At 44.5% G+C, this 13288-nt stretch carries 6 protein-coding genes and 1 pseudogene; 3 read left to right on the top strand and 4 right to left on the bottom strand.

Features of this window, described 5'->3' with window-relative positions; genetic code table 11:
* Positions 1–84: 84 nt before the first annotated feature.
* From lpdA to aceE, 3 genes and pseudogenes are all read right to left on the bottom strand, one after another.
* Positions 85–1503 carry a dihydrolipoyl dehydrogenase gene (gene lpdA / locus U5R06_06925; protein ID MDZ7722540.1) on the bottom strand — a complete coding sequence of 473 codons (1419 nt, stop codon included), beginning with the start codon at positions 1501–1503 and terminating at the stop codon, positions 85–87.
* Positions 1504–1585: 82 nt separating this feature from the next.
* Positions 1586–3259, bottom strand: a complete 1674-nt coding sequence (gene aceF, locus U5R06_06920; GenBank protein MDZ7722539.1) for a dihydrolipoyllysine-residue acetyltransferase — start codon at positions 3257–3259, stop codon at positions 1586–1588.
* A 100-nt stretch (positions 3260–3359) separates the two neighbouring features.
* Positions 3360–6028: pseudogene (aceE, locus tag U5R06_06915) on the bottom strand (pyruvate dehydrogenase (acetyl-transferring), homodimeric type).
* A gap of 269 nt (positions 6029–6297) precedes the next feature.
* Between aceE and U5R06_06910 the strand changes: the two are divergent.
* Positions 6298–7638 (top strand): arylsulfotransferase family protein, encoded by a 1341-nt coding sequence (locus U5R06_06910; GenBank protein MDZ7722538.1) that lies wholly within the window; start codon positions 6298–6300, stop codon positions 7636–7638.
* On the opposite strand, the gene U5R06_06905 is transcribed toward U5R06_06910, so the two are convergent.
* Positions 7635–8999: an arylsulfotransferase family protein gene (locus tag U5R06_06905; protein MDZ7722537.1), complete on the bottom strand. Its 1365-nt coding sequence runs from the start codon at positions 8997–8999 to the stop codon at positions 7635–7637. The genes U5R06_06910 and U5R06_06905 overlap by 4 nt on opposite strands.
* Before the next feature lie 737 nt (positions 9000–9736).
* On the opposite strand from U5R06_06905, the gene U5R06_06900 reads away from it, so the two are divergent.
* Positions 9737–11506, top strand: a complete 1770-nt coding sequence (locus U5R06_06900; GenBank protein MDZ7722536.1) for an ABC transporter ATP-binding protein — start codon at positions 9737–9739, stop codon at positions 11504–11506.
* Positions 11507–13273 carry an ABC transporter ATP-binding protein gene (locus tag U5R06_06895; GenBank protein ID MDZ7722535.1) on the top strand — a complete coding sequence of 589 codons (1767 nt, stop codon included), beginning with the start codon at positions 11507–11509 and terminating at the stop codon, positions 13271–13273. It abuts the gene before it with no gap.
* Positions 13274–13288 lie beyond the last annotated feature (15 nt).

The following is a 13288-nucleotide window of genomic DNA, read 5'->3' as shown; positions in this document are numbered from 1 at the left end:
GCATCAACCCACTGGAAAAAAAGCAGATCCCTGGCTATGGATTCCGTGAAATCTGCTTTTTAAAAAAGGCGCGGATCATCAGAATTATTTTTTGCGTTTGGGACGATATACATGTGTGCTGGTTCCGTATATCATCTCGGCAGTTTCCATCAAAGTTTCAGAGAGAGTGGGGTGGGGATGGATGGTCATTTTAAGGTCTGTTGCGTTGGCAGCCATTTCGATGGCCAGGGTACCTTCGCCGATAAGTTCGCCGGCGCCCGGGCCCACAATTCCCATACCCAAAACACGTTCACTTTCCGGATCAATGATCAATTTGGTCAGACCATCTGTCCGGTCCATAGTCAACGAGCGTCCGGATGCCGCCCATGGAAAACGGGCGACCTGAATCTCGCGCTTCTGTTTTTTGGCCTGTTCCTCGGTCAGGCCGGTCCAGGCCAAATCTGGATTGGTAAATACGACCGCCGGAATCGCCGCCGGTTCAAACGCTGTTTTTTCTCCGGCAATGGCTTCAACGGCTGTTATCCCTTCATGCGAAGCCTTGTGCGCCAGCATCGGTTCGCCGGCAATGTCGCCGATAGCATAGATATTCTCTTCATGGGTACGGCGCTGTTCATCGATTTGAATAAAGCCGCGATCCGTGAGCTTGATTCCGGTGTTTTCCAGTCCCAGGTTTTCAGAATTGGGTATTCTGCCGATGGATACAATCACCTTGTCAAATGTTTCTTGTTTATTTGTGTCACCCTCCAGGGATACCTTGATTCCTTTACCCGTATCCTCAATTTGGGTCACCTTTGTATTCAGCATGATGGATTCGAACCGTTTGTCCAGGGTTTTCTGCAAAACTTTGACCAAATCACGATCTGCGCCCGGAAGAATGCCCGGTAACATCTCCACCACGGATACCTTGCTTCCCAGTGATGCATAGACGGTACCCATTTCAAGACCGATATACCCGCCGCCAATGATCAGGAGTTTTTCAGGCACATTTTCGAGTTCCAGGGCACTGGTTGAATCCATAACCCGGTTACTGTCAATTTGAAAGGCAGGTAAAATAAACGGACGCGATCCGGTGGCTATGATCGCTTTATTGAACGATAGTGTTGATTCATTTCCTTCAGTATCTGTAATATGCAGTGTTTTATTATCAGCGAATGCGGCCGTGGCCTGGAGATGATTGACTTTACGCTGTTTAACCAGCTGGCCCAGTCCGCCGGTCAGCCGTTTCACAACTTTATTTTTAAAGGCCCGCAGTTTGTCTATATTTATATCTGGTTCGGAAAACGTGATGCCCCAGTTCTCAGCTTCCCGCGCTTCTGCGATCAAGCCGGATACGTGAAGCAGAGCCTTGGATGGAATACAGCCTCTGTAAAGACACACACCGCCGGGATTTTTAGCCGGATCGATTAATGTGACATCCATTCCTTGATCGGCTGCATAGAATGCTGCGGCGTAACCGCCGGGCCCGCCACCAATGACGACAAGATCGGCTTTTTCTGAACTCATAGTTCTGTCTCCAAATTCAAGTGATTAACATATTTATTTTCTTTCATTACCACGGTCTGTAAACAAAAAATCAGACATGGCGTCAGCCTTCCAGTAATACAGTGAATGGTTCTTCAAGCGCTTCACAAATCCAGCGCAGAAAGCGTACGCCGTCCGCACCATCGATTAAACGATGATCATATGAAAGTGACAGCGGCATCATCATTTTCGGAACCCATTCACCGTCTTCATATCGGGGTTCATATCCACCGCGGGACACACCTAATATGGCGGGTTCAGGAGCGTTTACAACGGGGGTGAATGCCGTACCTCCGAGACCTCCCAGATTGGATATGGAAAAATTTCCGCCCTGCATATCTTCCAGACTAAGTTTACGCTCGCGTGCTTTGACTGCGATTTCCGACAATTCTACGGACAAGTCGATGATATTTTTTTTATCTACATCGCGCACTACCGGTACAACGAGTCCGTGTTCCGTATCGACGGCAATACCGATTGAGAAATATTTTTTATAAATTATTTCCTTGTTTTCCATATCAATGGCGGCATTGAACTGGGGGAATTTCTGCAATGCCGACGCCACAATTTTGAGCAGAATGGCAGTGATGGTCAGTTTACCGCCTGCTTTTTCGGCTTTGGGGGCCTGCTGCTTGCGCAGTTTTTCCAGCTTGGTGACATCCGCTTTATCGAATTGCGTGACATGCGGTACTGCGTTCCAGGCCTGGCTTAGCCGTCGCGCCGTAGTTTCGCGGATTTTTGACATGCGTTTGCGCTCGATCTCACCCCATTTGGAAAAATCCGGCATGGGTACCTGCACGGCAGTCGGTGAGGGTTGAGCCGATTTTTGTTCGTGCTGTTGCTTACTGTGAGCTTTAACATCATCCATACTGATTCGTCCGCCGGCGCTTGTCCCTTTGACCTGGTTGATATCAACACCGATCTCTCGGGCAAAACGGCGAACCGACGGAGCGGCCGGTGCGGGCGAGTCGGTTAAAGGATAGGAGGAAGCCGGCCTGAAAGACTTTTGTTTTTTAGGCTCTGTCTCTGCTTCAGTTTTGGCTTCTTTTTTTTCTTCTTTAGACTCTTGCTGCGAAAAAGTTTTCTTCTTTTGAGAAGCGGGAGCCTGAGTTCCGGTTATTATGCGCGCCACTGTATCTCCTACCTGCAGTTCCTGGCCTTCTGAAACCAAAATTTCCTGTACCGTACCCGATACTTCTGAAGGCATCTCTGCAACCGCTTTTTCTGTCTCAATTTCAAAAAGATTCTGGCCTTCCGAGATCGTATCTCCCTCTTTTATGAGTATCCCCGCAATGGTTCCATTGGTGACGTTTTCGCCCAAAGCCGGGAGTTGAAGATCCACAGTTTGGGTTTCACCGGCAGGCGGTTCGTCTGCTGCCGGTTCCTCCGGTTCCGGTTCTTTTTGTGTTTCTTTTTTCCGTTTTTTAGATTCCTCCCCAGGTTCTTCTTTTTCCGTGTCTTGTGAAGACTCTTTCTCTGCGGGTTTGCTGGTAGAAGCTTGCCCTTCCTCAAGTTTTACAATCACCTGACCGGTCTTTACTTCATCACCTTCATTGACCAGTACGTCTTGAACTACACCTGCTGCGTCTGAAGGCACTTCAACGACTGCTTTTTCTGTCTCCAATTCAATCAACGGCTGGTCTTTTTCAACCGTGTCACCTTTTTTGATCAGGACGGATGCGACTGATCCGCTGTCTATATTTTCTCCCAGTTCCGGAAGTTTAATTTCCATTGACATTCTTGATCCTCATATGTTTTTGAGACTATTATTTCTAAAGACTGCGGATGCTGAACTATACATTTTCCGCATCCGCAGTTTAATAGGCGCAATTGAAAAATCAGGTTGTAACCGGATTTGCCTTGTCGGGATCAATATTCAGATCCTTGACTGCTTTTTTCAGATCCGCCGCTTTAATTTTCTTTTCCTGATATAACATATACAGGGCAGCATAAGCGATATGGTATTCATCAACTTCAAAGAACGAACGAAGGTGAGCGCGACCGTCACTCCGGCCGAAACCGTCTGTTCCCAATGACAGCATTTTATTGGGAATCCATTTAGAGATGGATTCAGGCAGTGCGCGAACATAATCACTGGCAGCGATCACCGGGCCATTGGCGTCTTTTAACGTACGGGTGATAAATGGCGTTTTCGCTTGTTTGTCGGGATGAAACATATTCCAGCGGTCACACTGAAAGGCATCATAATGCAGTTCCTTGTAGCTGGTGACACTCCAGACGTCCGCTTTTATGTTATACTGATCGTTCAGTATGTCCTGAGCTTTCAGAACCCGGTTCAGAATCGTACCGCTCCCGAATAACTGTACTTCGTGGTCACCGCCGGTCTTGCCGGGCTGATACTTGTATATGCCGTTCAGAATGCCGTCATGAACATATTTTTTGTTGGGCATCGGCGGCTGTGGATAATTTTCATTCATGACTGTTATATAGTAAAAAATTTGTTCCTGTTCTTTATACATGCGTCTGATTCCGTCCTGAATGATCACCGCCAATTCATACGCAAAGGCCGGATCGTAGGTTTTTAAATTCGGGTGCGGATAGGCCAGAAGATGACTGTGTCCGTCCTGGTGCTGAAGGCCTTCACCGGCGAGCGTGGTTCGACCTGAGGTGCCGCCTATGAGGAATCCGCGCGCCCGCATGTCACCGGCAGCCCAGACGAGATCGCCCACCCGCTGCAGGCCAAACATTGAATAATAAATAAAAAACGGGATGGTGTTAATGCTGTGTGTGGAATAAGCAGTCCCCGCTGCGATAAACGATGACATGGAGCCGGCTTCTGTTATGCCTTCTTCCAATATCTGACCATTTACAGCTTCTTTATAGTATAACAAATTTTCCTTGTCCACGGGTTCATAGAGCTGTCCGGTGTGAGAATAGATGCCAACCTGACGGAACAGGGCTTCCATACCAAAGGTGCGTGCTTCATCCGGCACAATCGGGACTATGGATTTGCCGATTTCTTTGTGCTGCAGCAATTTGTTCAGAATGCGCACAAAGGCCATGGTGGTTGAGACCTCACGGTCTTTGGTTCCATCCAGAAATTCCTGGAAAAGGTTTTTTTTCGGCGGCTCGACTACAACACTGGAAGTGCGACGTCTCGGCATTGAGCCGTTTAATTTTTCCCGGCGTTCTCTGAGGTACTGCATTTCTATGCTGTCCTCATCGGGTTTATAAAATGGAATATCGTCAATATCTTCATCCGATATGGGGATCCCGAAACGAGATCGGAAATGGCGCAGTTCCTGCTCGTTCAATAACTTTTGCTGGTGAGTGATGTTTTTACCTTCACCGGCTTCACCCAGTCCGTAGCCCTTTACCGTGCGCGCCAGAATAACAGTAGGGGAGCCTTTATGCTCAACAGCTTTTTTATAAGCGGCATACACCTTTTGCGGATCATGACCGCCCAGGCGCATTTTTTCAAGTTGTTCATCCGACAAGTGTTCGACCAGTTTCAACAAGCGCGGATCACGACCAAAAAAGTGTTCACGCATATAGGCGCCGCCGCGTACTGAATAACTCTGTAACTCGCCGTCAACGATATCTTTGAGATGCTGCTGCAGAACGCCTTCACGGTCACGCGCAAACAAATTATCAAAATCCTGTCCCCAGGCCACTTTGATAACATTCCAACCGGCGCCGCGGAATACCTTTTCGAGTTCCTGCATGATTTGACCATTGCCGCGTACAGGCCCGTCCAGCCGCTGGAGATTGCAGTTGATGACAAAAATGAGATTATCCAGTTCTTCGCGACTGGCCAGTGAAATGGCGCCCAGTGTCTCCGGTTCGTCAGTTTCGCCGTCCCCTAAAAATGCCCAGACTTTTTCATCGGCCGGTTCTTTGAGTCCGCGATCCTCAAGGTAACGATTGAAACGCGCCTGATAAATGGACATAATGGGACCCAGCCCCATTGAAACCGTAGGAAATTGCCAAAAATCCGGTTTTAACCAGGGTGGGGATAAGAGGGCAGACCTTTATCGGTATGACATTCATGTCGAAAGTTTTTTAATTCCTCTACAGAGAGCACTCCTTCAAGATAGGCGCGCGCATAGATACCGGGAGAGGCATGTCCCTGGAAATAAACCTGATCACCGCTAAACGATCCATCGCGAGCGCGGAAAAAATGATTGAATCCTACCTCGTATAATGTAGCTGCAGAGGCATAAGTAGATATATGTCCGCCCACTCCTTTTTCATGACGGTTGGCGCGAACAACCATGGCCATGGCATTCCAGCGCACAATACTTTTTATATTGCGTTCTATTTCACGGCTACCCGGAAACGCCGGTTCCTCATGCGGGGGGATGGTGTTGATATAAGGCGTGTTGGCTGTAAACGGGAGCTTGATTCCAGCTGCATAAGCATGTTCCTGCAGGTCTCGGAGTAGAGTTCTAACCCGGTCATTATCACCCGTCTGCATTACATATTCCAAAGATTCCAGCCACTCACGTCGTTCAATATCCAGTATTTTCTTTTTTTCATGATCCATGGGCGTCTTTCCTTTGTTAGTAACCATAAGATAATATTCTAATAAGAGTCTACAAATGCAACAGTTATCCACGTGCTGTTATTCCGGGCCGATTTAAAAAAGCATTTCTTTAATTTACAATATTATAATAGGTTAGTGCATGAACAAAATATGTGTTTCACTATGCAAAATCGGTTCCTTTTAAAAATGCACATCCAAACAATATTAAAGTTGTTATTGACCCTGGAATTTTGTAAACTTGTATTTAATATTCAGAAAGAAAAGACGGAATGAATAGGGCCAAAATATCAAAGGCAGGTTTTGTAGTATCGTTAATGATTTTTTCTCTGCTTTACGGTGTATACAGTGGAATCTCGGAAACATTTCCTTATCCATCACTCATGCAAGCTTATCAGGCGGCTTTGAATATTGCCCAGAGATTCGCCCCTGAAAAGAATTTATATTTTAAAAAAACAGACTATACCGACAACGTGCCAAGGCACAAACCGGATTTGACGGATGACGGCTTGACGTTGATGACCTGTATAGAGCAGGATAGAATACCCACTGTCAAGGTCATTAACATGAAGGGAGAGACTGTTCATTGTTGGAAATTGAGCTGGTTTGAACTATGGCCGAATGCTTCACATATCCCGCAGGAGGATTTACCAAAATTCAAACCCGGCACTCATGTACACGGTTGTGTCCTGATGGGAAATGGTGATTTAATTTTCAACTTTGAACATCTGGGACTGGTGCGTGTGGATGTCTGCGGGCGCGTGGTCTGGAAACTCCCTTATCGAACGCATCATTCCGTTTTTTTGGATAAAACCGGAAATCTCTGGGTGTCCGGACAAATCAACTATTATACAAAAGTGCCTGGTTTTCATTGTTTTAACCCGACTGCACAGGAGCCGACAATTGAACCCACTGTATTAAAGGTATCGCCCCAAGGTGAAATCCTGTCAGAGATTCGAATCTTTGAACTGCTTAAAGAGAATAATCTATCAGGATTGCTGGTCTTGTCAACTCTTGATAATGACCGCACACGCGTCACAGGGGATGTATTGCATCTGAATGATGTAAAAGTATTTGAGGGGGCTGACAAAGCCGGATTTTTTAAAAAAGGGGATATTGCCATTTCATTACGCAATATTAATGCTGTATTCGTGTTCGATCCGGATACCCGCAAAATCAAATACAAATCAATTGGCAACGTGGTGCGCCAGCATGATCCTGACTTTGTTGATGCAAATACGATTTCGGTATTTGATAACAATAATATTGCCCTGGATAAAAAATCCAATCAGAGCAGGATTGTAATGCTGTCGCCGTTAGCGGCAGAGGATCGTGTTTATTATCAAGGCACAACTGATGATCCCTTTTTTACTCATATTATGGGTAAACACCAATGGCTTAAGAACGGTAATTTACTGGTGACTGAATCGATGAAAGGCAGGGTTTTTGAAATAGACCGGAACGGAGACATTGTCTGGGAATTCATAAATATCATTGATGACGGCTATGTCGGCATTGTGGAAGAAGCGACACGATTATCATCAGAGTACACACATGCTTTTTTTGAACAATTGTCGGAAAAGTGTGATCAATCCAAATCAATTCAGGATTAATTATTTTTACCGAGCGCACTTATCTGGTGTTCGCTGACCGGAGTTGCCTGTGTCACCCGACCGACGACACCTTTCTTAATCAGGTTGATATACTCCCATACAATTTTGTCGGTTTTTAGGTCTATCTGGAAGATACGTCCGCCTTCGGACTCTACGGCAAGGATATCGCCATTGTCAAGTTCCTCTAACCATCCTTGTATAGAAGTATAGAATGGATGTTCTACAGTACCCTGGTATTGCCATTCTACCACCCGGCTTTTCAGATCAATAGACAGCAGTCTCGAATAATCCAATGCCTGGGGGTCGGTAAGATACCGGGCTGCTCCTCCGGTTTGTCCGCGCGCCGTCCGGTTGTCAAATACCAATAGTGATCCAGTGGCGCTGATTCTCGGACTGTGTTGGCGCAGAAACGGTCCCGTTATCGTCCATAAAATAGAATGTGAATGTCTGTCAACAATCATCACTGTATTGATGGTTCGCATAGAGATTATCAAATCACCAGGATTTACATTTTTGAAATACCCAGCCTGCTCTTGTGTCATGATGCGTACATCATTTACATGCAGAGGATCTTCATGATGTATCGCTGGTCTGGCGGGATGTCCGCCGTAAAGGATACCTTCGTACTGATTGTCAAAAATAATGTCCAATACCGAAAATGATTCTATTATTTCACCTTCAGGTGAAATATGGACTATCAAGTCATTCCAATAGGGCTGAGTTGCAAAAGGAATCCAATCTTTTGTATCATTGATTTTATTTCGGCTGATCGTCCATATAGATTTGTCTTTATCCACTGTTACGGCGTGATGAACAGGCATGTGTAATGTCCATATATTCTCGGAAGCTGAATTTAATTTGATCAGGCCTCTGAATTCAATAACCAAATAAATGTTACCCTTGTCATCAAGCGATGCACCGTGGATCATCAGGTTTTTCTTGGACAGAGATACTTTGGTGTCTTTTGCCATGAACAGTTTTTGTTGTTTATAAGGTATTTTCCATTCATGAATGTTATTCCCCTCTCGGTCCATAATGATCGCGACAAATTCCTCGTTTTTATAAAGAGTGGTCAGTAAAAACTGATCTTTGTTTTGAATTAATTTATTGATAGTGACACCGCCACGGGTTCGCGATGCACTGATTTCGTTGGCTGAAAGGCTGGTTGTGACGTTATTCTTAAATAGCCACTGAACGGTGCTGGCCGTCATTATTGTATTACGAATTGTATAGTATGGAAAAACTTTGAATTTGGCTGATAAAAATCCCCAACTGAAGGAAAAGACAAACAGGAGAAAAAGCCACGAGAACAAAAACCAGATTTTACTCCAATTGATTTTATGCCTGATTGCTTGCATCATGATCTGCTCCCTTTAAATTCATATGCCTGGATTCTACCAAAATACCCGAGAATCTATCTTAATCTGAATAATTCACAAAAATAGCTGTCGCCTCTTTTAACTTTATTTTTTATAATTAGTTGTCAAAAAAAAGTGAGAGCAACAGCTATGGACAAAAATACGAATCAACTCTGTTTATTCAAAGAAATTTCTGGTAAAAAAGTACACGTTGACTTTGGCGGCGAACTGTCATCCGATAGCGGCATAATTTTAATCCGAGAGTTCATTGAAAAACTCGATATTATCGATAAAATTGCCAAGTTGTTGCCGGATCATAGAAATCCGTTTTATATACAACACACGACAAAAGAATTGTTCTTCGTATCCATATCAAAGAGAATTCAGAGAAATTTATGAAACTTTGACCGGATTCGCTTAGTCGAGTTCCTGGGTTGTCCGGCGCTCTTTGTCATTATTCAAATATTATTCTGGGGCTCGGGATACCTATGGTCATATGTTCTCATGATTTGCCCCGTTTGATTAAAAGAGTAAAAAATTATCAGTTTCCTATGTGTTTGCAGTCAGCAACCTACACCAGTTTACTGATTTTGTAAATTCATGAATTATTCAGGTTAAAATATTAATTATCAAATAGGTTTGATCGACCAGGTGTTGACATTTTATATTAAAACAATTACATTAATCACTTTTATTCAAAGTGGTTAAAATTACTATTTATCTGACAATACCCGGGAAATATGCTATCTGTAATAAAAACATTTTCTGACATACTTGAAAAATACAAAGGGGCTTTCTCTTTAGCGGTTATGTGCATGATTTTTATGGATATTATTGCCTATTTACTGCCTCTGGCTGTGAAATATGTCACTGATGATGTGTTTCCTTGCGTACGGGAACCGGGTATGCTGAATCATTTATATGTTGTCAGCGCCCTTGTTCTGTTGGCCAGCATTTTAAGAGGGATTTTCGCACATATCATGATCCGATCCTACTGGTACGTGGGGGAAAGTGTGGTACGTGATTTGCGCAACCGACTGTATGAAAAACTCCATCATTTGGATGCCGCCTTTTATGCGCGTTCCCGCACCGGTGATTTGATGTCAAGGGTTTCTACAGATATTCAGCGTATCAGGAATTTTTTCGCGTTCGGAATTGAGCACAGACTGCGAATTATTTTGATATCTTTGAGCGTGCTTGTTCTGATGTTATTGCAGAATTGGCGTCTGGCTGTGGTGGTTTACGCGATGATACCTGCCGTTTATTTGATTGTTATCCGATTCAGTAAAAAACTTCAAACCGCAGTCTTGCGGAAACATCGTCAGGCCGGCCGGCTCAGCGCTGCGCTGCAGGAAAATTTAACGGGAATCCGTATTGTCAAAGCATTTGCCATGGAAAATCCGGAAATGAAGAAATTTGATACCGAGAATAGCGCATTGAAAGAAGCGGATATTTATGTAACCACTTTGCAAGCCCATCTAAATCCTATCCTGCAGCTTACCGCAGGTATTGGCTCGCTCCTCATCCTCGTTTATGGCGGCTATCAGGTGATCACCGGAGATATGAGTCTTGGAGTTCTTTTGGGGTTTGTGACCTATTTGATGATTATGCGTTTCCCTCTGATGATTCTCGCTTTTAACACCTCATTGATCAATTTAGCCAGAGGCGCCGCTGTACGTATTAATGAGATCCTGACAATCACGGATCAGAGGGAAAACGATAGGGGAGAGGTTAAAAAGCATATTCAGGGGCGTCTTGAGTTTGATGATGTCTGTTTTCAGTATGAGCCTGAACAGCCCATTCTTGAGAATTTGTCTTTTGATATTCAGCCCGGTGAACGGGTGGCTATTTTCGGCCTGACGGGATCAGGAAAGAGTTCACTCATATCGTTAATCCCACGATTTTACAAGCCCTGTGACGGACAAATTCGACTGGATGGAATTTGTCTTGAAAACTGGGACCTGGAATATCTGCGATCGAATATTGGAACGGTTCTGCAGGAAACATTTTTGTTTTCCATGAGCATCCGTGATAATATTGCTTTTGGCCGGCCTTCTGCCTCGATTGATGAAATTGAAAGCGCTGCCAAAACAGCCCAGATACACGAGTTTATTAAAAAACTGCCCGATGGTTATGAAACCATGGTCGGCGAGTACGGTGCAGGCCTTTCCGGGGGGCAGAGGCAGCGAATTGCTATTGCCCGTGCTTTGCTGCAGGACCCCCGGATATTGATTCTCGATGATTGCACTTCAAGTCTTGATTCTTTAACAGAGCGTCAGATCCAGCGCGAACTTCAGTCACTCATGAAAGGGCGAACAACAGTTATTATCGCCCAGCGTATTACAACACTAAGGCTGGCTGATCGGATTATTGTCCTGGATCAGGGAACGGTACAGGACTTTGATTCGCATGAAAAATTACTGGAAAAGAATGATTTGTATCGAACGGCTTATGAAACCCAGATGGTGTGTTCGGAATCCATAAATGAAGACTCGATGAGTGCAGGTTAAATGCAAGAAAAATTAAACATACTCCGCGGTCAGAACCGGTATATCCTGAAGCGATTTTTGCAGTATTTAAAGCCATTCACACGTGTTATCACGGTCATGTACGTATTTGCCCTGCTGAATGTGGCCGCAACCCTGGCGATCCCTATTTTGATACAAAAGGGCATTGACAAAAATATTGCGAATGACGATTTGCATGGACTTTTGATAACAACAGGTGTACTTGCCGCTGTGTTGGTCGTCCAGTTTATTTCTTTTCGCTACCAGGGTGTCTTGCTCATGCGAACTGCAAATGAGGTGTTTTACAGGTTGAGGCGCGATTTATTTGAGCATATGCAAAAGCTTTCGTTCCGGTTCTTTGATACCCACAAGGCCGGAAGCTTGATGACCCGGGTGACCAGTGATGTCCAGGTTCTTGAAGAACTGTTGATGACGGGTTTGGATACTATTTTGGTTGATTTTTTGATGATAGGCGGTATTATCGGCGCCATGCTTTTTCTGGATGCCCGTTTGAGTTTGATTTTATTATTTATCATTCCTTTATTATCTCTGGTTGTATTCGGGTTGCGCAAACGGATTGTAAATGCTGCAAGAGATATTCAAAAACAATTGTCGTCAGTCAATGCTTATTTGAACGAATCCCTTTCGGGTATTATGGTGAGTCGGGCTTTTGCACGTGAAAAGTTGAATATTCGTCAATTCTCCGATTTTAATGAAGCATATTTTCAGCGCACTCGTTCCTTTTATCCGCTGCACGCATACTTTTGGCAAAGTGTCTCAACTTTGAATACTTTTTCCATGGGATTGGTGATACTTGTAGGCGGTATTCTGTTGTATCAACAGTCTGTGACGATCGGTGTCATTGCCGCTTTTTTAACTTTGATAACACAGTTGTTTCATCCCATGCAGAAAATAAGCAATATGTTGAACCAGTTAAGCCGGGCCATGGCATCCGGTGAGCGTATTTTTTCTATCCTGGATGAACGCCCCGATGTACAGGATCAGGACAACGCAATAAAGAATAATCAGCTGAAAGGTAAAATTGAATTCAATCATGTAAAGTTTGAATACAAGTCGGATGAGCCTGTGCTCAAAGGCATTCATTTTATCGTTCAGCCGGGTCAAACACTCGCGATTGTAGGGCATACCGGCTCGGGAAAATCCACAATTGTAAATCTGCTCAGTCGATTTTATGATGTGACCGGCGGCAAAGTCTGTGTGGATGATCGCGATGTTCGTGAATATGCTCAACATGAATATCGCATACAGACTGCGGTGGTTATGCAGGACCCGTTTTTGTTTTCGGGGTCGGTGTATGATAATATTCGTTTTTCGATGCCAGAGGCAACACAGGAGCAAATCGAAGGGGTCTGCAAAGAATTGGGGATTCATGAGATGGTTCAGGAATTTCCGCGCGCTTATCATACTGAAATTGGTGAACGAGGGGGCAATATTTCCATTGGTCAGAAACAATTGCTGGCTTTTGCGCGGGCTATGTTGCGGGATCCCAGGATATTAATACTGGATGAGGCAAGTTCATATCTGGATACCCGGACTGAAGCGCTTGTTCAGCAAGCTCTGCAGCGATTAATGAAAGACCGCACAACTATTGTTATTGCGCACCGATTATCTACTATTCAATACGCAGATACAATTCTTGTTCTTGAACAGGGGAATATTCTCGAGTCCGGCACACATGAAGAACTGGTTAGACATAACGGGGCTTATGCACAGCTATTAAAGAGTCAGTTTCAGCAGGTTGCTGACTAGAAAAATATTTTACTA

This window comes from candidate division KSB1 bacterium (assembly GCA_034521575.1).
In the GTDB taxonomy this organism is placed as follows: domain Bacteria; phylum Zhuqueibacterota; class Zhuqueibacteria; order Residuimicrobiales; family Krinioviventaceae; genus JAXHMJ01.
The sequence above is the reverse complement of the archived record's forward strand: the minus strand, read 5'-3'. Positions and strand labels throughout refer to the sequence as shown.